At 49.4% G+C, this 26,504-nt stretch carries 25 protein-coding genes; 7 read left to right on the top strand and 18 right to left on the bottom strand.

The genetic code is table 11. From position 1 onward, the window contains the following. Positions 1-34 precede the first annotated feature (34 nt). A complete protein-coding gene (locus F4V51_RS05530) occupies positions 35-952 on the bottom strand; it encodes a PD-(D/E)XK nuclease family protein (protein WP_153977198.1) in 918 nt (305 codons plus the stop codon). Positions 953-1,322: 370 nt separating this feature from the next. On the opposite strand from F4V51_RS05530, the gene F4V51_RS05525 reads away from it, so the two are divergent. Further along, positions 1,323-2,006 carry a serine/threonine-protein kinase gene (locus tag F4V51_RS05525; RefSeq protein ID WP_153977197.1) on the top strand — a complete coding sequence of 228 codons (684 nt, stop codon included), beginning with the start codon at positions 1,323-1,325 and terminating at the stop codon, positions 2,004-2,006. A 130-nt stretch (positions 2,007-2,136) separates the two neighbouring features. Here F4V51_RS05525 and F4V51_RS05520 read toward each other — a convergent pair whose 3' ends face one another. The 3 genes from F4V51_RS05520 to F4V51_RS05510 all read right to left on the bottom strand — a co-directional run bounded on the left by F4V51_RS05520 (position 2,137) and on the right by F4V51_RS05510 (position 5,327). Then, complete coding sequence (locus F4V51_RS05520; RefSeq protein ID WP_153977196.1) at positions 2,137-3,048, bottom strand: RNA polymerase sigma-70 factor; 912 nt, start codon at positions 3,046-3,048, stop codon at positions 2,137-2,139. 16 nt (positions 3,049-3,064) lie between these two features. Continuing rightward, positions 3,065-4,357, bottom strand: coding sequence for a phytoene desaturase family protein (locus F4V51_RS05515; RefSeq protein WP_153977195.1), 1,293 nt, complete (start codon positions 4,355-4,357; stop codon positions 3,065-3,067). Positions 4,358-4,430: 73 nt separating this feature from the next. Then, on the bottom strand, positions 4,431-5,327 hold the full coding sequence (locus tag F4V51_RS05510) for a helix-turn-helix transcriptional regulator (protein ID WP_153977194.1): 897 nt from the start codon (positions 5,325-5,327) through the stop codon (positions 4,431-4,433). A gap of 129 nt (positions 5,328-5,456) precedes the next feature. On the opposite strand from F4V51_RS05510, the gene F4V51_RS05505 reads away from it, so the two are divergent. Together F4V51_RS05505 and F4V51_RS05500 are read left to right on the top strand one after the other, a co-directional pair. Then, the gene (locus F4V51_RS05505; protein WP_153977193.1) at positions 5,457-6,344 is read left to right on the top strand and encodes a sugar phosphate isomerase/epimerase family protein; all 888 of its coding nucleotides are present in this window, start codon (positions 5,457-5,459) and stop codon (positions 6,342-6,344) included. 12 nt (positions 6,345-6,356) lie between these two features. Then, positions 6,357-7,409 carry a Gfo/Idh/MocA family protein gene (locus F4V51_RS05500; RefSeq protein ID WP_153977192.1) on the top strand — a complete coding sequence of 351 codons (1,053 nt, stop codon included), beginning with the start codon at positions 6,357-6,359 and terminating at the stop codon, positions 7,407-7,409. Between the two features lie 194 nt (positions 7,410-7,603). Here the strand turns inward: F4V51_RS05500 and F4V51_RS05495 are convergent, their stop codons facing one another. Then, the gene (locus F4V51_RS05495) at positions 7,604-8,923 is read right to left on the bottom strand and encodes a glycoside hydrolase family 125 protein (RefSeq protein ID WP_153977191.1); all 1,320 of its coding nucleotides are present in this window, start codon (positions 8,921-8,923) and stop codon (positions 7,604-7,606) included. A 247-nt stretch (positions 8,924-9,170) separates the two neighbouring features. On the opposite strand from F4V51_RS05495, the gene F4V51_RS05490 reads away from it, so the two are divergent. After that, positions 9,171-10,223 (top strand): LacI family DNA-binding transcriptional regulator, encoded by a 1,053-nt coding sequence (locus F4V51_RS05490; protein ID WP_162009900.1) that lies wholly within the window; start codon positions 9,171-9,173, stop codon positions 10,221-10,223. Positions 10,224-10,348: 125 nt separating this feature from the next. Here the strand turns inward: F4V51_RS05490 and F4V51_RS05485 are convergent, their stop codons facing one another. From F4V51_RS05485 to F4V51_RS05475, 3 genes are all read right to left on the bottom strand, one after another. Further along, a complete protein-coding gene (locus F4V51_RS05485; protein ID WP_153977189.1) occupies positions 10,349-11,974 on the bottom strand; it encodes a DUF4179 domain-containing protein in 1,626 nt (541 codons plus the stop codon). After that, positions 11,955-12,527, bottom strand: coding sequence for an RNA polymerase sigma factor (locus F4V51_RS05480; protein WP_153977188.1), 573 nt, complete (start codon positions 12,525-12,527; stop codon positions 11,955-11,957). Before F4V51_RS05480 ends, F4V51_RS05485 begins: the two co-directional genes overlap by 20 nt. A gap of 145 nt (positions 12,528-12,672) precedes the next feature. Beyond that, positions 12,673-13,179, bottom strand: coding sequence for a mismatch-specific DNA-glycosylase (locus tag F4V51_RS05475; RefSeq protein ID WP_153977187.1), 507 nt, complete (start codon positions 13,177-13,179; stop codon positions 12,673-12,675). A gap of 93 nt (positions 13,180-13,272) precedes the next feature. Here F4V51_RS05475 and F4V51_RS05470 point away from each other — a divergent pair, with 93 nt between their 5' ends. After that, positions 13,273-14,193: an AEC family transporter gene (locus F4V51_RS05470; protein WP_095288865.1), complete on the top strand. Its 921-nt coding sequence runs from the start codon at positions 13,273-13,275 to the stop codon at positions 14,191-14,193. A gap of 113 nt (positions 14,194-14,306) precedes the next feature. Here F4V51_RS05470 and F4V51_RS05465 read toward each other — a convergent pair whose 3' ends face one another. The 4 genes from F4V51_RS05465 to F4V51_RS05450 all read right to left on the bottom strand — a co-directional run bounded on the left by F4V51_RS05465 (position 14,307) and on the right by F4V51_RS05450 (position 19,748). Then, positions 14,307-14,558, bottom strand: a complete 252-nt coding sequence (locus F4V51_RS05465) for an RNA-binding protein (RefSeq protein ID WP_153977186.1) — start codon at positions 14,556-14,558, stop codon at positions 14,307-14,309. 242 nt (positions 14,559-14,800) lie between these two features. After that, positions 14,801-17,482, bottom strand: a complete 2,682-nt coding sequence (locus F4V51_RS05460) for a polynucleotide kinase-phosphatase (protein ID WP_153977185.1) — start codon at positions 17,480-17,482, stop codon at positions 14,801-14,803. Continuing rightward, complete coding sequence (locus F4V51_RS05455) at positions 17,472-18,917, bottom strand: 3' terminal RNA ribose 2'-O-methyltransferase Hen1 (protein ID WP_153977184.1); 1,446 nt, start codon at positions 18,915-18,917, stop codon at positions 17,472-17,474. Before F4V51_RS05455 ends, F4V51_RS05460 begins: the two co-directional genes overlap by 11 nt. Before the next feature lie 3 nt (positions 18,918-18,920). Further along, positions 18,921-19,748 (bottom strand): nucleotidyltransferase domain-containing protein, encoded by an 828-nt coding sequence (locus F4V51_RS05450; protein WP_153977183.1) that lies wholly within the window; start codon positions 19,746-19,748, stop codon positions 18,921-18,923. Positions 19,749-19,983: 235 nt separating this feature from the next. Here F4V51_RS05450 and F4V51_RS05445 point away from each other — a divergent pair, with 235 nt between their 5' ends. Further along, a complete protein-coding gene (locus F4V51_RS05445; RefSeq protein ID WP_153977182.1) occupies positions 19,984-21,339 on the top strand; it encodes a helix-turn-helix transcriptional regulator in 1,356 nt (451 codons plus the stop codon). Continuing rightward, positions 21,287-22,135, top strand: a complete 849-nt coding sequence (locus tag F4V51_RS05440; protein ID WP_153977181.1) for a WYL domain-containing protein — start codon at positions 21,287-21,289, stop codon at positions 22,133-22,135. Before F4V51_RS05445 ends, F4V51_RS05440 begins: the two co-directional genes overlap by 53 nt. Positions 22,136-22,180: 45 nt before the next feature. On the opposite strand, the gene F4V51_RS05435 is transcribed toward F4V51_RS05440, so the two are convergent. The 6 genes from F4V51_RS05435 to F4V51_RS05410 form a co-directional block, all read right to left on the bottom strand. Next, complete coding sequence (locus F4V51_RS05435) at positions 22,181-22,669, bottom strand: LURP-one-related/scramblase family protein (protein WP_153977180.1); 489 nt, start codon at positions 22,667-22,669, stop codon at positions 22,181-22,183. Between the two features lie 176 nt (positions 22,670-22,845). Then, complete coding sequence (locus F4V51_RS05430; RefSeq protein WP_153977179.1) at positions 22,846-23,586, bottom strand: hypothetical protein; 741 nt, start codon at positions 23,584-23,586, stop codon at positions 22,846-22,848. Next, a complete protein-coding gene (locus F4V51_RS05425) occupies positions 23,583-24,281 on the bottom strand; it encodes an ABC transporter ATP-binding protein (RefSeq protein ID WP_153977178.1) in 699 nt (232 codons plus the stop codon). Before F4V51_RS05425 ends, F4V51_RS05430 begins: the two co-directional genes overlap by 4 nt. Further along, positions 24,274-24,690: a GntR family transcriptional regulator gene (locus tag F4V51_RS05420; protein WP_095288855.1), complete on the bottom strand. Its 417-nt coding sequence runs from the start codon at positions 24,688-24,690 to the stop codon at positions 24,274-24,276. Before F4V51_RS05420 ends, F4V51_RS05425 begins: the two co-directional genes overlap by 8 nt. A 202-nt stretch (positions 24,691-24,892) precedes the next feature. Then, on the bottom strand, positions 24,893-25,762 hold the full coding sequence (locus tag F4V51_RS05415) for an aldo/keto reductase (protein WP_153977177.1): 870 nt from the start codon (positions 25,760-25,762) through the stop codon (positions 24,893-24,895). Positions 25,763-25,798: 36 nt separating this feature from the next. After that, positions 25,799-26,359 (bottom strand): STM3941 family protein, encoded by a 561-nt coding sequence (locus F4V51_RS05410; protein WP_153977176.1) that lies wholly within the window; start codon positions 26,357-26,359, stop codon positions 25,799-25,801. Positions 26,360-26,504: the final 145 nt, after the last annotated feature.

The raw sequence follows: 26,504 nt of genomic DNA, 5'->3' as shown, positions 1-26,504 counted from the left end.
TTATACGTTCTGGCTTCTAAGATATTCGAACGGTTTAAACGGCCCGCTCGCTGCACACCTCGCGAAAGTTACAATCCCTGCACGCACGACGTGAAGGCATCGGAGTAAAGTACGACATGTCCTTTGGACGATTATGATACTCATCTGCCACGCAGGAACGCATCTCCTCAATGTATCTTCCCACATTGTCTTCGACCTTCTGCAGCTCTTCTTCGGTCGGCGTAAACTCGCGATGTGTCCCGGTCAACAGGTATTCCACTCGCAGCTCAATCTGCTCCAGCGGCACCCGGTAATGGTCCCTGACATATGCTGCGTACAGCATGAGCTGGTCCGTAAAATCATCCTCCCTGCCCGTCTTCCAGTCCACAATTACAATGTTGCCGTTGCTGCGGCGATACAACAAGTCCATCTTCACGTATACTCGCGTATCATGCAGAATCATGGTGTCCCATTTCTCGATCTCCAAAATATCCGTACTCGCCCGGGACAGGTCTTCCCAGGTAAGTGTCTGATACATATGGCTTACACACGCCGAAGCTCGCTCCTTAATCGTTGCAATTCGGTCATTCAGCGTGTCATCTCCGTAATAAATCTCGGATAGCATCACCCGGTTCTTCGGGTCCAGACGCCACTGATCCTGATCCATCGATTCCACATAGGCCTGATTAAGCAGCTTCCTCATCGTTTGTTCCAGAAAAGATTCACGCGGCTTGTCCTTGCCTTCCTCCCTGCTTCGGACTGCTGACTCACACATCCGATGTGCGAGGTCACCAAAGACGAGGTATAGATTGCTGAGCTGTTTCAATCGGTACAGACGGACCTGCATCTCATCAGCCGATTCTGTCTTCCAGCCGTTATGGGCTCCGTAATAATGATAATAATATTTGCGCAGGCACTCATCGAACATGCTTGCCCGCGACTGCGAATACGACCACTGCGGGTATTGTGCCATAAGCTGTTCTGCCTTTCTGTATCCCGGATCTGTATGAGATCCCTTGATGCTCACAGTATATAGGATGGGGTGAAAATGCTGCAAGCTGTCCTGTGATTTTGTACTGAACGCAACCGTTTGCGATTCGAACCGTAACGTTTATATAGTATCATCACCAAAAAATGAAATGGCGAAGCAAAACGCATAATATATTAAATAGAGGACAGGATGTTGCAGTTATATAAGATGCATCAAAAATGTACACGATTACGAAGAGGGCAGAATAAATCTGGAAAAGCGGAGCTAAAAGCTTTCTGAAAGAAAGCTGCATCGAAAGCATAAACTTCGCATTTATCACGAGATTTCCCCATTTTAAAAGGAGGCACCACCCATGAATCGACCGGATTGGTTCCAGGCGGAAATGGCTTTGCAGCAGATCCAGGTCATTGGCAGCGACCGGAATGAGCTGGTGAATATCATCGGTCATGCAGAAGGAATCCATTGCATCGGAACAGGTACGGATGCGGCTGTTTTTACGTACGACGGCTTGCCCCAATATGCCTTCAAAGTGTATTCGGATCACGCCCTGGAGAAACTCGAGAACGAGAAGCGGGTCTATGAACAGCTGCGCGGACTACCCTATTTCCCCACCTATTACGGGTGTGGCCGAAATATTCTGGTCATCAGTTATGAACCGGGAGATACACTGCTGGAGTGTCTGGAAAAAGGAATTCCGGTTCCCGAACAGGTGATGACCGATGTGGACGAAGCGCGGTCAGCTGTACGCAGCCGCGGCCTCAACCCACGGGATATTCACCTCAAAAATGTACTTCTACAGAACGGACGTGCCAAGGTTCTGGATGTATCGGAGTACATTAAGGAAGGCAATGACAACCGGTGGGAGCATCTCGTCTGGGCCTATCACAACATTTATCCAAGAATCAAAGGCACGCCCATTTCCCCGCGTATGCTGCAAACGATCAAATGGGGCTACAATCAGCTGGATCAGGCCAATCTCAAGATGGACGACCTTTCCAAGAAAGCAAATCGCCTGTTTGCCAGGTTTATGAAATAAAAAAGGTTACTCTCACAACAATGTACTTTCACGGAATATATCCTTCGGTATCCATTTTAAAAACCCGGTCATTCCCATAAAGGTGAGAACCGGGTTTTATTTGTAATATACAACATTGTAATGGGAATGATCATCTGAGTCTTATATGCCGCAGCTTATCCGGATTTCGGATCATATAAATTTCTTGAACGAGGCCGTTTTTTATAGCCAGGCTGACTACCGTTGGGGAAGCCTCATGGGGGACCTGTATCAGAAGACCATGTTGTCCGTTGATTCTAACCACCCGTACCGATACCAGGCTGTCTCCCTTGGCTACCAGACCTCCAATGAATGCAATGACGCGTTGGCTGGATACAATCGGCTTCACAGCTGCCGTGATTTTGCCACCACCATCACTATACAGCGTAACATCATCCGAGAGAAGCTGGAAAAGTTCAGCCATATCGCCCGTCGACGCAGCCTGAAGAAAACGCAGTGTCAACTGCTCGGACTTCGCATTAGGAACCCACTCAATCTCCGATTCGTTCTCCATTTTTTGTTTGAGACGACTGAAAATTTTACGACATCCCGTCTCGGTTTTACCGAGGAAGTCTGCAATAACATCGTATTCAAATACGAATGCTTCCCGCAAAATAAATACTGCTCGCTCGACAGGGGACAACCGTTCAAGCATAACAAGAAAGGCGTAAGAGATCGTATCTGCCAGCTCAATCGTCTGAAATGGATCCATTTCTTCTGCCCGGATTGATGCTGGGATGATCGTATATTCTTGCAACAAGGGCTCCGGCAACCAAGGACCGATGTACACTTCTCTTTGTGCCTTGGCTGACTTCAAATAATCAAGACAGCGGTTTGTAACGATTTTGCATAAGTAAGCCTTCAGATCTCGGATGTGTCCCTCTTCCTGATGTATGGCCTTCAGCTGCAAGGTCACAAAAGTATCCTGCACCAAATCCTCGGCATGGGTGACCGATCCCAGCATACGATAAGCGATAGAAAACAGAAGCGGTCTGTACCTGCTGTATACTTCATCAAGTTCCATCCTGTGCCCCCTCTATTTAGATGTCTGTATCTGCCAATATCATCCGAGCAGCTTCACGTGCACTGGCCAGCGAAGCATGAACCAGCATCCCCTCACTTCCAACCCAATCACCAGCAACATAGATTCCCGGGCGACCCTTGATCTGCGGACCCGGCCTCCCCTGGAGACCGCCCGTTGCGGCGGTCGGAACGGCATGGGTAACCAGCATTCGTGGCAGAAGCCGCTTCCGGACAACATGCTTGCGCCAGCCTGATTGAATGCAATCCAAAAATCCAGTCAATTCGTTTTCATCCATTTTGGGATCGGAATGCCCTGTTGCCGGTAAATACTTCATGACGTGTACAACGTTTCGCTCGGAGTGAATGGATAATGAAGCCGTGGCAGAATGATTAGCATAATACCACGGGGCGTCGGCACCCAGAACAAAGGTCGTTCGGGGATTCGGCATCCCTGTCACAACCAGATCCAGACACGCTGCATAAACTGGAACTAGCCGCCTGTAAAGTGCTTCTTCGGCGGTAGTAAGTGCGGGATTCAAAAAAGCCAATGTACTCCTTGGCCCAGCAGTGGAGATGATATTCCGGGAAATTATACAAGATTCGTCCTTAAGCTTAATCTCAATCCGAGGCATAGTGCCACGGACTTCTTGTACGGAAACACCATTATGGATGGATACGCCAGCTTGCTGAGCCCGCGTAGTCAATTGATTGATAAGAGACTTCCATCCTCCGTTTACATACAACACCCGACTCTGTTTAAGCTGATTAATCACAGCTCCAGCACTTATCAGATCAGGGGCATCACAATACGTGCTTAACCGAACTAGCGCAAGCACAATACGCTGCGCACACAGGCTAGGCACCCTTGTATCCAAATACTCCTGCAGACTGACCCTGTTCAGGGAAGATGCATCCGCTCTGTTCAGAGACCAATAGAAGCCAAGCAGCTGATATTTCTCTCTACTATTCAGGCGCGAACCGAACAACAAACGCAACAATGAAATGTTCATACCCCGACTATTTTCTCCGTTAAAAACCAAGCTACCCGGCGGTTTGGGTGCCATTCCATCAGGAATTACACCTATGTCTCGCAAAATGGGGAGTGCGCTTCTATTCAGCGCATGAGCACCCAAGTTAACTTGGGCATCTGCCAGTTCAGTAGAAACAGCGCGGCCTCCCGGATGCGCCCCTTTTTCCAGCAAAAGCACTTTTTGTCCGGCCCGGGCCAGATATATAGAAGCAGTTAATCCAGCGATACCTGCTCCAATAATCACAGTGTCCCACACGAAATCATTGTCATTGTGTCTCACGTCATATCAATCCCTTCTATTGGATACACATATGACGATTAGAGCCGTTATTCTGTGACCAAAATCATTCCCCTCATCCTTTCCGGTTCAACCGACCTTCGGAAGGGGTCATTCCCTTATACTGTTTATACAGTTTCGTAAAATAATTGGCATTGTCGCACCCCACCCTGGCGGCAATCTCGGTAATGGTCAGATTGCTGCTTCGCAGCAGATGCTCGGCTTCGGTCATCCGGCATCCGTTCACGTATTCAACGAAGGTGCGGCCCGTCAATTTCTTGAACATTTTGCAAAAATGATATGTATTCAGCCCCACCTGACTGGCCGCTTCGGTGACGGATATCTTCTCCGCCGCATTGGCTTCAATCTGCTCGATCAGTTGTTTGAACCGTTCACGGTTTGGGAAATAAGAACCCGTTGCTTTTCCCGGCAGCTGCTGAGGCATAAAGGTACGAGCCAGCATGGTAAACAGGGCGTGCAGCTTGGACTTGGCCACGAGCTGGTAGGCAGGTGGCTGCTTAACCATCTCCTCAATCGCCTCATGGATTAGTGAGAAGTAGTTCAGGCAGATTTTGTCCTGCTCCGCCGGCTTCACCGGAAACCGAATCCGTCCCTCCAGATAGGGAGCCACGTACTGCAGATGCAGCGGATCATGTGTGAAGTCATGGAATAACGCCGCATTGACAACAACCGAATCATATTCCACATCCCCCTCTTCCAGGGCATAACCCACATGAAGCGTTCCTCCCGGAATAACAAGCACCTCGCCCGGCCCGGCCGTGTATGGTCTGCTATCGATATGAAATACAGCGTGACCCTTGCGCATGGCAATCAGTTCAAAGTGTTCATGCCAGTGCAAATACATGATACACTCCTCTATTTTCATATCGGAGCATCGATTCTGAAACAGCTGAAATGGATGTGATTTATGGTCAATTCGGGTATTTTCGTGAAGCGCTTTCAGATCCAGCACGGCCTCTTCCCCCTCCTCACAAAATCGGACTAATATTGCACAAGATTGTATAGAGCCATGCAGCAGATGCGCGGCTATAATGAGTGTGTCACGAAGTACTATAAGCCAATATTGGAGTGAAATACAACCATGAAAAATCAATTGCGCATCGGTACCCTCGTGGGTGGAGCGGATGCTGTCCGCGTGATCCCTCAAATCATGAAACACGGTTTCGAGTCATTTAATCTGACCTTTTGGCAAACCACGGGTGAACTGGATCTTGCCGAAACAGCGAAGCGCGTGCGCGAGCTGGTCGACGAAAATGATATTAAGATTTCTGCACTCAGTGTTTTCGGCAACCCGCTCACCGGGGCCGGAGACAATGCAGACACACTGGCCAGCTGGGAACGGGTTATCGATCATGCCCATCTGTTCGGCGCAGACATTGTCTCGGGTTTCACGGGACGACTAACGAATCAGCCCATTGACGAGTCCATCCCGCGGTTCAAGGAGGTCTTTGGGGAACTGGCACGCCGGGCGGCGGACCGGGGAGTACGGATTGCTTTTGAAAACTGTGATATGGGTGGAACCTGGCAAACGGGCGACTGGAATATCGCTCATAATCCGACAGCTTGGGAAATGATGTTCAATGCGGTTCCGGAAGAAAACATCGGTCTGGAATGGGAGCCTTGCCATCAGATGTCCAGTCTCATCGATCCGATTCCTCAGCTTCGCAAATGGGCGCATAAAGTGTTCCACGTGCATGGCAAAGACGCAACCATTGCCTGGGATATCGTCAAAGAATATGGGGTTCACGGTCCTCATGAATATGTCTGGCATCGTACGCCCGGCTTCGGAGATACCAATTGGTCCGACATCATCACCATTCTGCGGCAAAACGGTTACCAGGGAACGATCGACATCGAAGGCTGGCATGATCCGGTATACAAAGATGAATTGGAAATGACAGGACAGGTGCATGCTCTGCGCTATCTGAAACAAAGCCGCGGCGGGGATTTTGTGCCTAATCCGGAATAAGGAGATGATTGAGTGAGTCAGCAACATCGAGTGCTTGTCGCCGGCTGCGGTGCCATGGCCAACACCTGGGTCGATTACGCCATGCAAAGACCGGACACGGAGATCGTAGGGCTTGTTGATCTACAAGAACACCAAGCTGCAGCACTGGCTGCACGCCATGGTCTCTCCTGTCCTACATATACGGATATCGCTGAGGCCATCCAAGCTACAGAAGCCAACATCGTATTCGATGTCACGATTCCCGCAAGTCATTATGGCATTGCCATGACAGCCTTGCAGCAAGGCTGCCATGTGTTTGGCGAAAAGCCGCTGGCAGAAACCTTCGCGGAGTGCGGAGATATCGTCCAGACTGCCCGTAAAACCGGCCGCATCCAAGCCGTGATGCAGAATCGCCGCTTCGATCCTCGAATCCGCGCCTTTCGGGAGCTCATTGCCGGAGGCACTATTGGTAAGGTCGGTTATGCTGGGGCAGACTTCTTTCTCGGACCCCATTTTGGCGGATTTCGGGATATGATGGACAGTCCGCTGCTGCTGGACATGGCGATTCATACGTTTGATCAGGCCAGACTTATTCTTGGAACCAATCCGGTATCGGTCTATTGTCACGAATTCAACCCTCCAGGCTCCTGGTACACAGGCAATGCGATGGCGCTATGTATCTTCGAAATGTCGGACGGCTCCGTATTTAATTACCGCGGGTCCTGGTGCGCAGAAGGCGCCCCAACCTCGTGGGAAGCATCATGGCGTGTAACCGGGGAAAAAGGTACAGCCATCTGGGATGGACATGATGACATTTATGCAGATGTCGTTGCTGCAGAGCACCTGGATGCAAGCGGTAAGCCTTCCTTCTTCCAGCCTTCAGAGCGAATCGAAGGACAGCTGCCTGTCATGGAGAAAAGTGGACATCACGGCTGCCTCGAAGACATGTTCGCCGCGCTGGAATCCGGGCGATTGCCCGAAACGGATTGCAGCGACAATCAATTTAGTATGGCGATGGTGCTCGCTTCCCTCGAGAGTGCCCGCACTGGACAGAAAGTGCTCATCGCTGATCTGATGCAAGCATAGCTTGGAGAAGGCTTCTTCTAAACTAACCCAGCCCGACCCGCAAATCTACGCGAGTTGAGCTGGGTTAGTTTAGTATTTTGCTGCATCTTTACAGAATGAAAAAGTAGATGGGAAAATCCGGGAATAACAGCGATTGAAAGTTGGTAATGCATTCGGAGTTTTTGAGTTTAACTGTATAATCATTTTATATCCCTCTATAGAATTCCTTTTTGCATGGCCTTGTACACGAGCTGCGAGAACAGGCTGTTGGACCAGGCAAACCAAGGTCTTGTAAATGTATCAGGATCATCTGCATGAAAGCCTTCATGCATGAACCCGGTCCCTGCATCCGTATTTTCCAACCGTTCAATCATCTCCAGCATTTCCTCGTCATTGTCCGCGGTCAGTCCCTGCATGGACAGTGCCATATGCCAGATGTATCCAGGCGGGGTATGCGGGCTTCCGATCCCTTTGGCTGCTTGGCCTTCATAATAGAACGGATTCTCCTTACTCAGAATAAACCTGCGCGTATTCTGGTACACGGTATCCTCCACGGGTGCATATTCCAAATACGGAATGGACATTAGTCCAGGTGTTCCTGCATCATCCATCAGGCAATGATTACCGTATCCGTCTGTTTCGTAGGCATAGATTCGTCCATAAACCGGATGATTGTATATGCCGTAGAGAGAGATTCCATGGCGAATGTCTTCTTCAAGCCGCTCCATTTCGCTAACCAGTTGTTCGTCCCGGAATACCCATTTGGCGATCTCCCCCATCTGGCGCAAGGTCACCGCAGCGAACATATTCGCGGGGATGTTATAGTGAAAATCACAGGCATCATCACTCGGACGGAAACCCGACCAGATCATTCCGGTGTAGTTCACAGGCATTCCCATTCCCGCATTACGCATCGTATCATGGGCTGGACAATTGCGGCGCATAAACCGATATGGCGATTGCTCGGTATGGTGCTGCTCCGTTTGCCAGAGATGGACTACACTCTCCATCACTCTTTTGAAGCGTTCATCAAAAATATCTGTCAATTCCGTCTCACGCCAGTACGCATAGGCCAGCTTCATCGAGAAGCAGAGGGAATCCAGTTCGAATTTACGTTCCCATACCCATGGCGACATCTCTGTCTCATCATTGGCATCCCAGTGCCAGCCGTTGGCTGTTTCGTTGAATGCATTGGCATACACATCAATGTCAGCATAGAACATATGGCGCTTGATCAGTCCGCCGATAATCCGTTGTAATGCTGCATCGTCCTTCGCGAGCGGCACATAATGCATAACTTGCTCTACGGAATCACGCAGCCACATGGCTGGGATATCACCTGTAATGACAAACGTTGTACCGTCATCAAGCAGTTTGGTCGTCGTCTCGAGCGTACTCGGAAAGCAGTTGCGGAACTGTGCGAGCAATCTCGGTCTGTGCTGCAGCTTCTTGTCCGCCTCCGCCAGAATATCTTGCACAGCCTGCGGCAACTCCAGATGAGGCATGGGAATCTTCGGTAATCTGAACTGTTCCATAGATGTAGTCTCCTCTGACATGAATTGTGGTTGTGGTGTTTGGATATGGCTGATCTGTTCCTCTCCAAATCCGGCATATCCTTTTAGGCATATTTGATTATTGTTATTTTTGTTATCATAATATATAATAACATTATTAACTGTAGTGTACTGTGAGTTGGTAAATGTCGTCAATTCGCAATTGCTATAATGGTTACGAATTCAATTCAAAATTTATATTTTGTTTACATATGAAGGAGTCATGAACATGTCCCGCAAAGTATCCATTCAGACACTGGCTGACCAGCTTGGATTATCGAAATATGCCGTTTCCCGTGCACTCAGTGGCAAGACAGGAGTCAGCGAGTCTACCCGCGCCCGTGTGCTTGAACTTGCGAGAGCTCTGGGTTATCGCCAAAATACACCAGGAAGCACCGGTGTCGCCGCTGCTGCAGACCAAACCGAACCGCCATTCGCGCTCATCTGCATGAATCAGCTAAACCGCAGGGAGCCTCACTACTGGCAGCGGGTGCTGTCCGGCATGATCTCAGGCTGTAATGAACGAGGCTGGCATCACGCGATTGTATCTCCTTCACTTGGTACGGGGGACGAACATACGCCACCGGAACGGGCCATTGCTCCCCATCTGGACTGGGAACGATGTGCGGGTGTCATTGTTATGGGCGCCTTTCCTCATGCCGTTCTGCAGCGGCTGGCTCAGACCGGTCGTCCCATCGTGCTGGTGGATCATCAGGAACCGCTCCTGAACTGTGATACGATCAGCCATGATAATCTGGAGGCAGGCATCACCGTTGTGCGGTATCTACTGTCCCTGCAATCCCGCAGAATCGGGTTAATCACGGACGATGGCCGTGCGGCCAGCTTCGCACAGCGCAAGATCGGCATGGAACTGGCATTGAATCATTTTCATATCGGCCACGGTCAAGCTGCCACATTCCGGGAATGGAATGTTCCTTATGAGCAAGGTGAGTGGGTAGACCAGCTCGCAGCCGAAATCAAAAACATGCCGGAGCATGAACGACCAGATGCCTGGATTGGCGTGAATGATGATATTGCCCTGCAATGGATGAACAAATTGCAGGAGATCGGAATCTCCACACCTCAAGACTGCCTCGTGATTGGCATTGATAACGTGCACTCTGCCGCAACGTCTTCCCCACCTTTGACAACAGTCAACCTGTGCAAGGAAGAGCTAGGACAGCGGGCCATTGAAGCTTTGCAAAGACGGATTGAACGCCCAGGGACACCGAAAGAAACCGTCATGCTCGCCACTTCCCTTATTCCGCGGGAATCGGCTTAACTTGATATACATTCCACCTTAACAACAGTACAATCTAATGCACAGCAAAAAAGGCCCCGCATGTTAGTGCGGGGCCTTTCATCATTTTAATTGAATTTTACCTGCTGACTAATAGTTTGTGTTTGTTATTTCTGCCAAGGTAGGCTTGTAAACGATGGGAGATCTACTTTCCAATTCAGATCGCGATACTCTCCGTTAACTAGCGCTGTTCTTTTTAAGGTGAATTTCGTTCCGCTTCCTTTGTAATAGCCGCGGACGATCAATTTCAGATTATCCGCAACATATTCTCCGTCAGTATTGGGCTGATCTGGAAAACCCATTACTTCAACAGGATACTCTTTCCCTTCCTGATCGACTGCCACCCAATGATCTCCATTATAAGCATTCTGGAAAGACCCATATCCCTCCAATACAAGGGAGTATTCTTCCCTATCTCCGTTCGAAGCGTTATAAGAATCCAACAAAGATTTATAATTAAAATCAGAAAATAAAATCTCATCTCCAAATTGTTCAAATTGTAGTACGTAAGTGTAAAATTCAGCATCCTCACGCATCTTCTCCAGGTCCACTTCCAAGGACTTCTCATCCCTTACCGGGATGGTGTACCCATCCAGGACAAAGCGAATCTTCTTCGCATTCACTGTCACAATAGCAGGGTCCCACGTCTCAGACAATCTCATCTGTCCCCCATCCAGACTTAACTGACTCGTATCTCTTAACCTAAATTTGGCTTGACGGGCATTCGACCTGATTCCGTTAAATACACGGTACTCATTAGTTTCAGGTATCTCCAGATGGTACAGCAATTCCAGTTGATTCTTCCAATCCTCTCCGACTTTGGCACGCAACTGCTCACTCAGACTCACATTCATGTCAAGCCGGGTTCCGTTTGGTGTTCGCACCAACTGTGTCATATCCAACCTCAAACCTTCTGGTGTCGTATATGTGTTATTCATAGGAGCTTCGACAGCCAGTGATTTGGCTTTGGTCATATCGATATTGAACTGGAAGCTCCAATCCACCGTGACATCTTTGTCTTCGTACGATTGTGTCTCGAAATTATAATAGCTTCCTATATTCAAATACCCCAGCTCCCCGCGTACAACCACCTCATCGGGGATTTCATCCTGCAGCTGGTATACAAATCTCTGATATTTTGAACCATTCTGAATTGGATCCCCAAATGAAGCTAAGGATGCAATCGAGTTTCCTTGCCCATCTGTGATATGAATTCTTCCCATTTCGGGATAAACCGAATATATCGTACTCCCATCTGGTGCATTTTGCTGTACAGTAATCACGATCTGCGAACGGTCCACTAGTACATCTTCAATTTTAAGGGTGTAACCCTGGTCCTCGATATGAATATTAGGATTAACCACAAGACCGAGCGGCTTTAGGCGTTTGTAATCATCAGCCAGATAGGAATACTTCAGTTCCTCTGGTACAGGAATATTGGGGAGCGGAGGATTATTCACTGCGTTGACCGCAGGCTGCTCAGATCCTATTTTATAATCCCAAGCAAACCAGGTTCCCCCTGCAAGAATTACAACAGCCGCTGCTGTAACCCCCATACGGCGCATCCAATGGGTTTTGGAAGACTTTTTCACGAAAAAATTCACTTCTGCTTCACGTTCCATGGAGACACCATCCAGTTTCTTCATCACCTGAAGCGTAAAATCGGGTTCTGGCTCCTCGCGAAATACATGCTGTTCCCATAACCGGTCCTCATCATTTGGAATAGGCTTCATATGTGGCTAACCCTCCTTTGCGCTCCATCTGTTTCTTGAGCATCTTTTTCCCGCGGTACATCGCGTTTCGGACCTGCGCTGCACTCATGCCGGTGATATCTGAAATTTCTTCATAGCTTAGCTCATTGGTATATTTCAACAGCAGCACAAGCCGGTATGATTCCGGCAGCAGTTCCATCTGGCGGTATATTTCCCGCTGCATCTCCTTGTGCAGTACATGCCTTTCCGGCGATTCTTCACTGGCTGGCTCCATGACCGGTTCATTTGCCGTCATCACCGGTTTCTTTTGCCTTATAAAATCCCGCATCCGATTCACGGCGATGGTATATACCCATGAAGAAAAACTGCTTCCTACCCTTCGGGACGGGAGATAGCGATAGATCCGAATAAACGTGTCCTGTGCAAGATCCTGCGCATCCGGATGACTCGCGCCCATTCCGCGCAGAATGCCGTAGACTTTATTTTTATATCGATCCACGAGCAAGGCGAACAGCTGTTTATCCCCCGCGATAATACGCGCGATGAGCTCCTCCTCCTGTATATGTTGAGTCATGTAATCCCCCTTCTCTACAGCTTCCATGCATGGTTCTGTACTATATAGACGGAAGTACTTTCCAAAACTTCTCACTTTCTGCAAAAAAAAAGAATTCGCTCAAGGCCGGTTCAAAGCCGGTTGGGCGAATCCACTATAGTCAGTCTCAACGTTTCTGCGCAATAAAATTGCTAAGCTGTGCGTAAATAGCAACAATCTCATCCATCGACATGCGCACCAGTCCGCTCGAAGAAGGTGCAACGAATTCCTGAATTTCCGGGACAACCGGATCGTCCTGAAATCCCCATTCCACTTTGGTACGTTTGCTGTACTGGGTGTATACCCCTTTCCCGACAAAACAGGCAATGTCCGGTCGGTACTGTTCCAGCTTTTGCCGAAGAATCTGACGTCCCTCCGCATATTCTTCACGTGTTATATCTTCCACGCCTCTCGTAGGCCGGGCTACTATGTTGGTAAATCCATACCCCAATTTGAGCAGATCCTGATCTTCTTCCGGATGATATAAACGAGGAGTTAAGCCGGAACGTTCAAGAATACGCCAGAACCGATTGCCTTTGTAGGCATAATGATGGCCGGTTTCGCCTGATGTAATGCTGGGATTGAATCCGATAAACAGAATCGATAACCCAACATCCAGATGATCTGGAATCATATTCACATGACCTCCCTAGTGTATAAAATGATATAATGGTTGAAGTGTTTACGAAATCGGACTGAAATTTTCATGAAAAAGGAAGCTGAACAGATGATAGCAGACATCATGCTTGAAGTCGTCCTGCCCGTCTTTCTCCTGATCGGAGTCGGGTCCTGGATGCAAAAGGTGTTCAAGCTGGACTTGTACACCCTCGCCAAAATCAATTTCTATTGTATTACCCCCGCAGCCGTCTTTATGAGCATGTACCATTCCGATATGTCGGGTGAACTGCTCGGTACGGTCACTCTCTTCTACGCCATATATGTCATTATTCTGTATATCGTAGGATCTGTGTTCGCACGAACACTTCGATTGAACAAAGGCATGAAAGCCGCCTTTAACAACAGTGTCATGCTGGACAACGCAGGCAACTATGGCCTGCCGATCAATGCGCTCGTATTTCGCGGAGACCCGCTGGCGTCTTCCATTCAGGCTCTGGTCATGTCCCTGCAGTCATTGCTGACCTTCACGTATGGCGTATTATCTATCCAGGGCGCGAAGCTGAAAGGGAACTACCGTGCAGTCATTATCGGATTTCTCAAAATGCCGGTTCCCTATGCGCTCTTACTGGGGATACTGTTCCATATGTGGAAGGTGCCTCTGCCAACGTTTTTGTCCATGCCGCTGACGTATGCGCAGCAAAGTATGGTTGCTGTGGCACTGCTGACCCTCGGAGCACAGATTGTTAAATATCCGATCCGGCTGTACCGTCTTGATGTGTATATTAGCACATTTTTGCGTCTCCTGATTGGCCCGGCCATTGGGATTTCCATCGTACTACTTCTGGGTCTGGAAGGGATTGCCGCACAGGCTCTGATCATCGCTTCGGGGATGCCTACAGGAGTGAATGCGTCCATTCTGGCCGAAGAATACGATAACGAACCCGACTTTGCCGCCCAAACGGTGCTCATCTCCACACTCTTGAACATTATTACGATTACTGCACTCATTTCATTTGCCAAAACGTTTTGAAGCAACTAAAAAAGTCCATGCGCTCCGCAAGTCGGATGAGCTTGGACTTTTTTTTGGTTAAGACATATGCGATCTGTGCGAGTAACCCCTGCTTACACAGCCAAAAAGAAAAACTAGGATTCAGACGTCGTCCGTTCCGGAAACTTGCCGCCTTCCCTGAACAAACATCGGACCAGCCGCTGCGCTGCCCGATTGAAGTAAAAGCTGGGATTAACCCCTTCGACCTGAACAGGCTCCAGTTCCTTCACACTTTCCTTGATCTTGTTCATTTCAATCAGTCCCATTTTCCGCTCATTGGGTCCGAATCGATAAATAACCTTTTCATCGTCCTCCGTCTGTTTTACCAGCAGAATCATGGATGCCATACAGGTTACCCCCTATCGTTACGTTATGAGATTCCAATGACTACTTGCTATATACATTATTACCCAGATAATCATGGAAGCATATAGGGCTTTGGTTCGTTTATATTGAAGTTAAGACTCCTAATTCAAATGTTCTTAAATGTAAAGTTTTTACAATAAAACAAAAAAACAGGCCTGGATCTCGTCCAAGCCTGCCTTCATCTCAGTCTAATACAAGGTGTTTTCCTTTATTTCACGGACCATCACAATCGTGGATCCACCTTCTCAGACTCCAGGGCTAACGTCGCCAGCACACATTCATGAACCCGCTCCACAGGCTCCCTGCGTACAAAACGTTCCACTCCCTCCATACCCAGAGCGCTTTCCATCAGAGCACGGCGTTCCTTCTTGGATGTTTTGCGTTTGCTAAGCCGGGACAAATTCTCGGGTGCCAGGTAATCCATCCCATAGATGATGTGCAAATATGCACGCCCTCGTACTTTAATCGCAGGTTGGATCATTTTGTTCCCATTCCATGTGCGGAAGGTTTCTGGCTTGATCACAATGCCCTCATGTCCTGCTGCCGTCATTTCCTCCCACCAGCGAATAACTTCTGCTTCATCCGCCTCACTCGTAATCACCCGATATTCCGTCTCCATCATGAAGCTGGACATCCGGGCGAACTCGCGGTTCTGCTCCATGTGCCATTCATGTGTCTGATCCCAGAACGTTCCCGTGCTGTGAGCCAGGGTGTGGAACGGAGCTATACGGATATCCCCAAGTTCCTTCACATCCCAGCAGTAATTCTGAAATACGTCACGAAATGTAGTCGCATTCCCCAGTTTGACTTCGGTCTCCTGCAACCACTCCCCCACATCTCGTCCGGCCGCTTCCGCTTTCCGCAGTTTGTCCAGTACTGTTCCGCGATCCATGAGCGAAGCCTCAGCCACATGCGCATATTGCGATGCGATCAGCTCCCGGGCCTTCAGGTTCCAGGGGACAATCTCGGCATCCAGCAATACAAACTCCGTCTGATGACGTTCAAAATATCCATCTGCAGTCAGGTCCGCCTGCAACCTGGTCAGTACATTCTGTTCTGTTGTAGGGTCAAAAAAAGATCGTCCTGTCCGTGTCACAATGTTCCCCAGCATCGGTCTTCCCACTCGCTGCTTCGCAGCTTCTTGATCGCGGAAGAGGAGGAGAATGGCACGGCTGCCCATATGCTTCTTCTCTGCCACCATGCGCGTAACACCCTGCGACCGGTAATATTGGAATGCATCTCGCGGATGCTCCAGATACCCTTCTACCGAAGAGGCCACTGGCGGTGGGCTCATCGTAGGCGGAATATAAACCAATTCCTCGAGCGGCACCGTAAAGTGGGAGAACGTATCGATGGCCGTCCGGGCTACCTCCCCCTGGATGGATACGTCCAGTCTGGATCCGGTCTGCACCGTAAATCCTTCCTTGAATTTCCGCAGGTTAGGCGGTGCAAACCGGCGCTGTTCCCAGCGCTTGAGCGGACTATCCGGATCTCCTGCATAATCCTGCAATGCCGCGACACTAATGGACTCACGTTCCGGCATGCGCCAGGCCGTCAGCATTCCCCCAAATACAACGCCCTGATCGATATTGACCGTATCATTGACGATCGTAGGATATGGACGGGGGTCATGTCCCCAGACGATACATTCGCCTGAAGTGTGATCCACGTACCAGTCCTTCCGAATTGGCCGTCCATGCTCATCTGTTCCATCCACATCACCATAGCGGCAGTAATCCTGAATGCGTTTGGATTGTTTTCCGATAAAATGATCCCGAATACCCGCGTGTGCCACCACCACCTGGCGTATCCCGTTCCGGGAGAATACCAGATGGGAAGGGGCATTCAGCAGAAACTCCCTTAAATCTGTGCGTATTCGCTGCGCTGTCTCTATGCCATGTTCCCGTTCCAGTTCGCTCAGCTCCTGCTCAACAAACTCATCTCCATGACTAAGGGTAACGTCGCGACCGTCCAGATAACGGGCAATTTTCCACCCATGGTTGCTGTCAACTATGTAGGCTAACCCTGCAGCACAATGCTGCTGCCAGAACAGCAGACATGGAAGCGATGCAGGTCCACGGCTGGATACGTCCCCAACCGAGACCAGCTTTCTTCCCTCAGGGTGACGGTACAACCCGTTTTCTCCCTCTTTCACATATCCCAACCGAATAATTAACTCGATCATTTCATCATAACAGCCGTGAATATCGCCAATGATATCAATCCCTACGCCCATGTCGACCATCAGTGGATTGGCCGTGCGGACAAATTCAAGTTCATCCGGCTGCTTCAGCACATAATTGGCATCGAAGCCATCTTCACGGATGGAGCGCAGCGTGCGTTTGAACTGCTGCACTTGCTGCTTCACCCGCTGACGGCCACGTGGATAATCGCGACGAGCATCCCGCTCCAGCAGTTCCTTCTCCGGAACATCAAGTACGATCGCAATGACAGGTACATGGGCTTTTCTCGCGAGATGAATAAGACGCTGGCGATCTTCCGTATACAGATGGGTCGCATCGACCCAAGTCAGCTTGTTCAATCTGCAGCGTGTGGCCAGCATCGCTTCCATGGCTTCGAAAGCCTTCGCCGATACCTGCTGGTACTCGGCATAGATCACATCCGCTTCGCTCCGCGGGCGATTTTTCCAGTCGACATATTCGTCATCTCCGACCAGCATGCGGAACTGATCCGATGAGACGGCTTCCGTACGTTTGATGACTCCTTCCTCCACGAGCCGTTCCAGCAATGTGCTTTTGCCGCTATTGGATGGACCAACAAGCACGACGATGCCTGCATGAGGCAGGTGTATTTTGCGGCGTCTTTTGTAACCCCTTCCTGCCACCGGATCATGAGGCGTTCTGCCTGTGTCATTTTCTTCTCCTGCTCCCGGGTTATCCCTCATGTTGATCTCTCCTTTCCTTCCTGAAAATCACGAGCTGCGTCGGCTGCCCAAAGCCTTCTGCATACTCCCCTATTCCCCTGATTTCAAAGGTGTACTCTGCCTGCTTCGTCCACATCTCACACTGAGCTGCCAGTTCTGCCCTGGTCCATTCAAAGCGATGGTCGTGATGGCGGAGGCTCTCCTGTTCCATTGCATATACTTGGTTGTATTCCTTGTTCGGCGTGGTCACAAGCAGGACTTCCGGCTGGTATTCGTTCATGATCATATCCATGATGCCGTTCAGGCGATAATCTTCAATGTGCTCAATGACCTCACACAGGATCATGACGTCCTGATGCTGCATCTGCTCATCAAAATAAAACAGTGAGCCAATGACTGACTCCGGCATAGCCGCGAGCCCGCTTCGTCCTTCCAGCTTGGCGAAGCGTTCCATGGCTCGCAGCCGGGACTGTCCTGAAGGCTCCACAGCCAAGATGGACTCCACACCTGGGATATAAGCCAGTTTCGCAGATAACTTGCCCTCACCGGCACCCATATCCACAATGCGGCGCTTATGCGGAAGGCCTGCGACCACATCTGTGATTGCACGATAACGAAGTTCATTTAACCGAACGGGTGGTTGCTCCTGCTGAGACGGAACGTCAGGTCCATCGCCTTTTTCATAGGCACTCACGTTATCGTCCCCAGCATCCACCGCCTCCACAGGTGCAGATAGAACACCCTCCTGACGCTCATACTGCCGAATCAATTCGGCGAACCGCAGCGTACGCTTGATAATCATTTCCTTCAGTGGATGGCTGTCCAGCCAACCTTCGCCGTAACGCTTGATTTTATCGATTTCATCCTCGCTGATGAAATAATGTTTATAGTTATCCAGCACGGGAATGAGCAGGAATAACTGGCGCAGTGCATTCTGCACGGTGACCTGACCGCGAAGAATGATGCGGCGGACAGTGCTCTTCTTTTTCAGATCAAACGTATAGTCTAGCTCGTCTCTGTCCAGGGTCACAGCGTAACCAAGCGGCGAGAACAACTCCTCAATGGCTCGATCGGGCAGATCCGATGCCACCGGTCCAAACGTGAGCTCCATATCGAACGGATGCCCTACCCACTCTACATAGGCTTCCTTCGGTTTGCCATTAAGCGCGGTCCCCAGCGCCGAGCGTATGTAAGAACAGAACAAGCTGCTGGTCACAAATTCACGGTCATTAATATACTGCGTAATATCGTAACCATCCGGTGTGCCTCTAACCAGATCAACGGGATCAGGCTCGGCATGCATCAGCACTTCGGTTTCACGTTCTGCAGCTGTCGTGTATACCATTCTTACGCGCACACCCTTATCCGTCCGGTCATACACATTATTCGGATTCTTTGAGAGCAGATGCGATACAATGCCTGCTCCCTCTCCAGTTGCTTTTAATATCAAATGCATGGATTATTCCTCCTTCTTCCTATGCTCCTGCTCTTCATCCGCCCACGCTTCATTCAATGCAGATCGGAAAATTCGATTCAATTCTTCGTACCCTACAACCTGATCATTCTTCATGTCCGCAGCTACGTGTCCGAAATGCTCGATGTTCTCTGCCAAATAGGAATGAATGGCTGGCAGCTTCGGCTCCAGATCCAGTTCTTCTCCAGCTCTCTTCCTTCTCAAAAGATCTTGAATTTCCACATACAGCGGCGTTCCCGCAGGTATAATGTCCTTGACTAACTCATCAAAGTCCAAGGGCGGCATGGCGTCATAACGTTCAATCCAACCGCAGGCGAGCAGCGGACGGAGCACATAGAAATACTTTTTGATCTTCACCTGCTCGCCTTGCAGATAATCCCGGAAGTTCCCTTTGGCCATATTCAAATAATGGTACATGCAGGACTTGGGCGAGAACGTAAGCGGAGACCATGCACGAATGTGCTCTGCCACACTGTACCGCTCGTCGTAGCGAATGGGCGATTGCAGCCACTCCAGCAGCGGTGGATTTGATTTTCGAAATAACTTCAGTGCCTTTTGCAGATCCCAGCCGTTGATATCCAGCTGATCACTGATCGGACGTTCAATCACATCCCGTTTATCCTCAATCGACAAGTACCAATCCAGCGGCCTAACGTACAGAAAACGCACATCATAATCACTATCCTGTGAAGGAAATCCCCAAGCCCGGCTGCCCGACTCGCAGGCATAGATAATGCGGATCTGTTCCTCCTGTTCAATCTGTGCGAGCTGCTGCCGAATCGTTTCTCTCATTTCTTCATCAACGTGAGTCATGTCTACCTGCCTCCTTTATCTCTTCTGCTGCTTGCCACGTATCTCTTCGTACCCTCATTATGCCTAACTCATCCATACTAGAACATGGCGAAAGTATGGCGACCTTTGTAAGTTTCAAATGAAACCCGCCACGCTTCCTGTTACAATGAAGGGATACGAGAAGTGGGAAAGTAGGAAGCTCCACATTGCTTTATCCATATTTGCCTGACTCCAGGCCACCAAGGAGTGATGGTTCATGGCCAAAGAAAGCTTTGACAAAGAAATTCAGTTTCTTCGCATGCTGTCTCTGACAAGCGGTGCATACAATCGCAAACAATATGCCGAACGACTCGGCATCTCCGTACATACCTTTGATAAAACGACGCGCAGGTTAAAAGAAATCATGCAATCTGTGGCGGACCAGCGCCACGGTTCAGAGCCGAGCAAAGAAATGACGGACCTCGTCCGTTTCCAATATGGGGAATCTGCGGAACCCCTGCTGCTTTTCCTTTTTCGGGCCAAATCGATGAGAGAAACAGAGGTTCAGCGGCTTTCCGTCATTTTACATACACTGCAGGGCAGCGCGCTGACCGCAATGGAACTGCTGGATGCCTGCTGTGCCGATCTGCCAGAGGAACTTGCATTGCCTGACGAAAAAACGATCCGCACCGATCTGAAGTATCTGGAAGAAGTCGGTGTTATCCGGAAGGAACCGGGCGGCAGGCCTTATCGCTATATGCTGCAGCAGGACGTCCTCACCAAACTAACGGCCCAGGAACAGCTGGAGTTATATGATTTTGTGGACATTATGGCGAATACCCAAATTCCCTCGGTACAGGGGTATCTGCTGAGAGACAGCCTGAAGAAGGCAATAGCCGCAAGCTATCCCGAGCAGGAAGTAACCGAACCGTTTATATACAAGTACCATTATTATTCCCGCATTCTGGATGAGGCGCATCTGTATACCCTGCTTAGTGCCATTCGCCAGTGCAAGCGAGTCCAGTTTGTCTATTTTTCACCCAAAAAACCATCCAGCTACAGCTCCCAGAACACGAATCCGCGATTCGAACGGGAAGCCGGCGGACACTCCAATCAGATTCTGCCGCTCGAAGTTGTATATGATCACCAATATGGTCGGTGGTATGTCATTGGATATCAGGGACGCCGGGGGTTCGTGAAGTTTCGAATGGAGGGTATCACCCAGATGGAGGAACTGGATGCGGTAAGCCCAGAGTATATGCACGATCTCAAGCAGCAATGGGCAGAAGTCAGCCGATTCAGCTGGCTGGTGGATACGGCGAAGACGGTTACGGTTCAAGCCCGCTTTTTCCATCCCGAGAGCGGTCAGCGCAACTTCATTCTGGATCGGGTACGTCTGCAGGGCCAGTGGGGCACCATTACGCCCGAAACCGAGCATACCTTTCTGTATGAGATCCGGGTTAACGGTACGACGGAGATTAAACCATGGCTTCGAAGCTTTGGCTCCAGCTGCGAGGTCATTGCACCTCACAGGCTTCGCCAGGAGATGATTAAGGAATGGAAGGAGATTGCGCAATATTATGAATCTGTTCGAGAAGATGTTCAACTATCAGATCATGACGAGATTGAATGAGACTGGACTGTTCACCTGGACATCCCAGGAACGGGCTTGGCTCCGGATGATGCTGAATCACACTGCCGCCCAGGAAGCATTAACTCCTTCCACTTACCATAAACTGCGAGATATGCTGGATGACGAGCCGGACATGAACCTGCAGGAGTACTTGACCGAGAAAGCCAAAAGCGAAGAACACAGCGTCTCCCACCCCCTGCTCCATCCACTGCGCAAAATCATAATGAACCAACAAGCTTTTCGACTAACGGGGCATGTCCGCAATGGAAGAATCATTCAGGATCAATTCGGATTCCCGTACAAGCTCGAATATTCCATGGTCAAAAAAGAGTGGTATGTGCTCTGGTACGCCCCCCGTTTCGGGAAATTAATGTCAACCAAGCTGCGCAGTATTATCACTGCGGAGGCCGAGGTCCTTGAACCGGAAAACGTCTCGCGTTATACGGAGCAAATCCGCCATTTGAGTGAGAAACGTAAGACAACCATCACGATTGAAGTACTGCCGGAGTTTAATACGGAATTGTCACGAATTCTATATGCCTTCTCCTGCTTCGAGAAACAGGTAACGTATGTGGAAGCTCAGCATACCTACCGGATTGAGCTGACGATCCCCCGGAGTGAGATGGATTATGTGTTGTCCAAAATGCGTTTTCTCGGCAAACGGGTGCGGATTGTAGACAACGTTATGCTGCTCAATCGCATGTCCGAGACAGCAGCCAAGGTGCTTGCACGCTACGCAGATCCGGAACCTCAAGGTGAGCCGGGTCTGACTTCCGAGGCCAAGGTGTCCACATAACAAACAACAACCCGAACCATATGGTTCGGGTTGTTCATCTGTGCGCTATGTGGCAGCGGAATTCCGTCTTTTGTTGATGGCATGCACACCCATAACGACAGCAATCAATTCATAGGTATCCAGCTGCTCGGACTCGTTACTCAATACAAAAGCTCCTGAACTGAACCAGCCGCTCGTACGCCTGAAGCCAGCCACAATTCTGCCGCCCATTCCCGTGACATCATATTCCTGGGAAAATGCCGGTGCAGATACTTCATAGATTCCTCGCGGTCCAGCATCGTATTCGTATCGTTTACTAAAAAAGCTCATTCTGGCTCGGAGGACCCCAAGGTGTCTTCCATCCACTGAAGTGACATCCCAGCGATTGCTTAACATCCCGAATCGACCACTGCAGATCAGCCCTTCTGGACCGAATACATCTAGTGAAGAACCAAATAGACTTTTCAGATCCAAATGTCCGGCCTGCTCCTGATTCCCGTCCATAATTTCGGTGTATCCTGCGTTGAAAAAGTTATCTCTGAAGTATAGTTCCATAACATCCTCCCCTTTTGCTGAAATTAAACCTGCCCGGTAAAGTCCATACTATATATGTATTTACGTATGAGAATTGGAAATGGCTTCATAACTTGTCGAATTCTTTATGTTCAAATCATAAAAAAAACGGACGATCGTGATCGCCCGTGTGGTTCATATCGCCAAGAAGTATGCTGCTAAACCTCTACTTTTTTATTATTCAGATATACAGCCACTCCAACCATAATTACTGCCACAATAATCTCAAATAGGATACTCCCCAGCCTTCCATCTGACCACAAAACTCCATTCGCTGTAAGTGTGATCCCTGTACTCTCTTCAGTAAACTGAAACAACTCATTCGGGCTGAAGCGACCAGCAAGAATGACATTCTCCAGCCAACTGATTAGATTGGTCAGCACGAAGAATGAGACGATACTAATCCACGGGCCTGCTTTCCACCTGAAGCTGCCTCCAATGGATATGGAGAGAAAAATGATGATGGTCATAAAGATGGCAACCCACCAAAGAAACAACAGCAGAGTAAGCCAGTCTGAAAGATGGATACCCGAAAGATGGATGTAGCTGAGAAAGTGCATTCTTGCATTCGTGGCAACGTAGAGGAGGTAATGAATGAAGGCAACTGCTGTTAGCCCCAGCCCACACAGTGTACCAAATAGTAGCGGAGACAATAGGTGAGACAGCCCTGTTACGGGTACGAGACGACGATTGTACGCACGGATGTTGGACCAGTATGTCTTAATCATTCTCACATAGATGGCTACCCCTGCCCCCGCATAAGCAATAATACCAATAACTAGCCCTGCCACCTCGGACATGAACAATGCCAGACCGGTCTGAACGATGATCAATACCACCAGCCCTGCCAATAAGAGATTCCAGTTTCTTCTAAAATCATATTTCAACAATGTCATCATTCCGCATACACCTCCTTGAACATCTCATCCACACTCTTACCGTATTTCACACGAAGCGTCTCAACCTCTTCCTGCATCACTTTCTCTCCCTCACGGATGAAAATGACTTCATCAAAGATCCGTTCTATATCGGTCACCAGATGTGTCGAAATTATCAGACTGCTGTGTTCGTCATAGAATTTTACGATGGCATCGAGAATTTTGCCGCGGGCAACGGGGTCAACACCGCCGATCGGTTCATCCAGCAAATACAGACGAGCCTTGCGGGAAAGTGCCAGTGTTAGTTGAAGTCTTTCATTCATGCCCTTGGATAAATGCCTTACCTTGTCACCCTCGGCGAGCTTCATGAAATCAAGCATTTCCCTGGCCTTCGCCTCATCAAAATCAGCATAGAAATCCCGGTAGTATGCAATGGCATCACGAACCTTCATCCATTTCTCGGTCAAGGGGCGATCCGGCATGAAGGAAACGAGCGACTTGGTCTCAAGCCCAACCGGTTTACCCGTGATCTGAATGGTACCACTTGAAGGATGCAGCAATCCGGCAGCAAGCTTCATCAGGGTACTCTTGCCGCTGCCGTTACTGCCAAGCAGCCCAACAATCCTGCCTGGCGCAACCGTAAGCGTGACATCGCTTAGTGCCCGCTTGCCGCCGTACATTTTACTAATGTGATTCAATTCAAGGACGTTACTCATGCCCTGCCCCTCCCTTCCCCTGTTCATGACTGTGCTGTGATAACTGACCTCCAGCGACCGCGTCCGCAACAATGGTAACAATATCCTGCTCTTCAATCCCGAGTTCCTGCATGCCTGTCAAAAAACGCTCCAGCAGTTCTCCCGCCATTTCTTTTTTGATCGTCATTATTTTCGACTCCTCACTTGTGACATATCTGCCCAGCCCCCGTTTCGTTTCGACCACTTCTTCCCGCTCCAATTCCTGAAATGTCCGCTGTACTGTATTGGGATTAATCTGCAGCTCAGCCGCCAATTCCCGGACCGAAGGAATCTTATCGCCTGCCTTCAGTGTGCCTGTCACAATCTGCTTCTTGATGTACTGCATAATCTGCAGGTATATAGGTAAGTTGTTATCGAATTCCATAGCCACAAAGCACTCGCTCCTCTCTGTACTGGTGTGTTAGTTACATAGTACACTAGTGCTATGTTGTTGTAAAGCCTATTTATTTCTAACCTTATGCAGAAATCCCACAAGGATGTCCTATGACTATGGGCTAAAATAAAAAAAGAGCAGATCATATACGATCTGCTCTCTACTCAACCAAGCTAATCAGCTGGTGCACTGCGCCCATTTATACAATATCCAGAGGAACTTTACCTGCTGGTGCCGGGAAGGCTTCATTTAACCGTTCTACTTCTTCGTTTGTTAAAACGATATCCATGGCTGCGGCATTCTCTGCCACATGAGACAACTGTACTGCTTTGGGAATCGCAAGCACATCGCCATCCCGGATAACCCAGGACAATGCGATCTGTGATGCGGTCACTCCACGTTCAGCAGCAATACTTCGTATGACCGGATGCTCCAGCAGCTGGGTGCGCAGCCTGCCTCCCTGAGCGAGCGGGCAGTACGCCATTACGGGAACATTCCTTTCCCGGAGCCAGGGCAGGAGATCCCTTTCAATGCCGCGCGATGCCGCATGATACAATACCTGATTCACGGCACAATGCTGGCCAGCCGGAATATCCCACAGCTCCTGCATATCCTCCGTGTCCAGATTGGACACGCCCCAGCGCAAGATTTTACCCGCATGTTTCAAGTCTTCCAATGCTTGAACCGTCTCTTGCAGCGGTACGCTTCCCCGCCAATGCAGCAGATATAGATCCAATCGGTCTGTACCCAGACGCCGGAGACTGTTCTCACAGGCTGTGACCATCTGTTTGCGATCTGCATGATGCGGATAAACCTTGGAGACCAGAAAAACTTCATCCCGGCATTCCGCTATCGCTTCTCCGGTGACTTCTTCCGCCCCGCCCTCAGCATACATCTCTGCGGTATCAATCACTGTCATGCCAAGTTCAATCCCGTTACGCAATGCTCTTACCTCCTGCGCACGGGCTGAACGGTCTTCTCCCATGTACCAGGTACCCTGCCCTATAGCAGGCAGGGATGTACCGTCAGGAAGCAGAACGGTACGGTTCTTCGCTCCATGTGTTGCCATTTTGCATTCCTCCTATTCTTATGAGGTATTTTGAAATCATAGTTTGTCGTGCTGGCCTGGCTTGTATATTTCACTCGCACGCTTCCATCGTCCCACCATCATGATATACAGCTGTTCCAGCGGCAACGACAGACTGCTCTGGGCTATACTCACCGTAGCATCTACCATCTGTGTATTCACGGTCATCAGCTTGCGCTTCACACCGGTCTGACGATCCAGGAAGGCTTGCTCATCCTTGAGTTTAACACCGATCATCGACTGCCCCATTAACTCATACATGAAAATGTTCTCTACATCTTTCCAAGGAATGAAGCCTCCCGAGGTATACGAGGAGGCATCCACGAATCCTTGCTCATTGACGACAAATGAAGGTTCCTTCTTGATCATCTTCACCAAGCTGTATGCAAGACAGAGTCCAAAAAACAGGACGGAAACCAGGCCTACAACCGCGGAAATTACAGAATCCCCTGTATCAGAAGAATCGCTGAACATCAAAAAAAATCCGGCGGCCACAAAAAGTGCAGCTCCGGCCGCAAGCCATCCCATTCGTTTACGGCTCGGATATTCCACATGCTGTTGTTCATAGGATGTCGACAATCTCGTGCTCCTCCTTTAATTTGAACGAAATAGGCAATGCTTATATCTTCTATATCAGATTAGAAACGTTAACAGACAAAAAACACATAGGTTATTAACCAAAACAAACCAACTTCAAACAGGAAAATCCAGCCCTGATCCATCG

Origin of the sequence: Paenibacillus xylanilyticus (assembly GCF_009664365.1) — a bacterium.
In the GTDB taxonomy this organism is placed as follows: Bacteria; Bacillota; Bacilli; order Paenibacillales; family Paenibacillaceae; genus Paenibacillus; species Paenibacillus xylanilyticus_A.
Note: the sequence above shows the minus strand (reverse complement) of the source record. Positions and strands in the feature narration are given on the sequence as shown.

Coding starts and splice junctions, on each gene's coding strand:
- F4V51_RS05440 (WP_153977181.1), top strand. CDS start 21,287: ATGAATCTGTTCGAGAAGATGTTCAACTATCAGATCATGACGAGATTG.
- F4V51_RS05450 (WP_153977183.1), bottom strand. CDS start 19,748: ATGACTCACGTTGATGAAGAAATGAGAGAAACGATTCGGCAGCAGCTC.
- F4V51_RS05415 (WP_153977177.1), bottom strand. CDS start 25,762: ATGGCAACACATGGAGCGAAGAACCGTACCGTTCTGCTTCCTGACGGT.
- F4V51_RS05430 (WP_153977179.1), bottom strand. CDS start 23,586: ATGATGACATTGTTGAAATATGATTTTAGAAGAAACTGGAATCTCTTA.
- F4V51_RS05455 (WP_153977184.1), bottom strand. CDS start 18,917: ATGCATTTGATATTAAAAGCAACTGGAGAGGGAGCAGGCATTGTATCG.
- F4V51_RS05505 (WP_153977193.1), top strand. CDS start 5,457: ATGAAAAATCAATTGCGCATCGGTACCCTCGTGGGTGGAGCGGATGCT.
- F4V51_RS05445 (WP_153977182.1), top strand. CDS start 19,984: ATGGCCAAAGAAAGCTTTGACAAAGAAATTCAGTTTCTTCGCATGCTG.
- F4V51_RS05525 (WP_153977197.1), top strand. CDS start 1,323: ATGAATCGACCGGATTGGTTCCAGGCGGAAATGGCTTTGCAGCAGATC.
- F4V51_RS05480 (WP_153977188.1), bottom strand. CDS start 12,527: ATGACTCAACATATACAGGAGGAGGAGCTCATCGCGCGTATTATCGCG.
- F4V51_RS05475 (WP_153977187.1), bottom strand. CDS start 13,179: ATGATTCCAGATCATCTGGATGTTGGGTTATCGATTCTGTTTATCGGA.
- F4V51_RS05435 (WP_153977180.1), bottom strand. CDS start 22,669: ATGGAACTATACTTCAGAGATAACTTTTTCAACGCAGGATACACCGAA.
- F4V51_RS05485 (WP_153977189.1), bottom strand. CDS start 11,974: ATGAAGCCTATTCCAAATGATGAGGACCGGTTATGGGAACAGCATGTA.
- F4V51_RS05425 (WP_153977178.1), bottom strand. CDS start 24,281: ATGAGTAACGTCCTTGAATTGAATCACATTAGTAAAATGTACGGCGGC.
- F4V51_RS05465 (WP_153977186.1), bottom strand. CDS start 14,558: ATGGCATCCATGATTCTGCTGGTAAAACAGACGGAGGACGATGAAAAG.
- F4V51_RS05460 (WP_153977185.1), bottom strand. CDS start 17,482: ATGAGGGATAACCCGGGAGCAGGAGAAGAAAATGACACAGGCAGAACG.
- F4V51_RS05495 (WP_153977191.1), bottom strand. CDS start 8,923: ATGGAACAGTTCAGATTACCGAAGATTCCCATGCCTCATCTGGAGTTG.
- F4V51_RS05530 (WP_153977198.1), bottom strand. CDS start 952: ATGGCACAATACCCGCAGTGGTCGTATTCGCAGTCGCGGGCAAGCATG.
- F4V51_RS05490 (WP_162009900.1), top strand. CDS start 9,171: ATGTCCCGCAAAGTATCCATTCAGACACTGGCTGACCAGCTTGGATTA.
- F4V51_RS05470 (WP_095288865.1), top strand. CDS start 13,273: ATGATAGCAGACATCATGCTTGAAGTCGTCCTGCCCGTCTTTCTCCTG.
- F4V51_RS05520 (WP_153977196.1), bottom strand. CDS start 3,048: ATGGAACTTGATGAAGTATACAGCAGGTACAGACCGCTTCTGTTTTCT.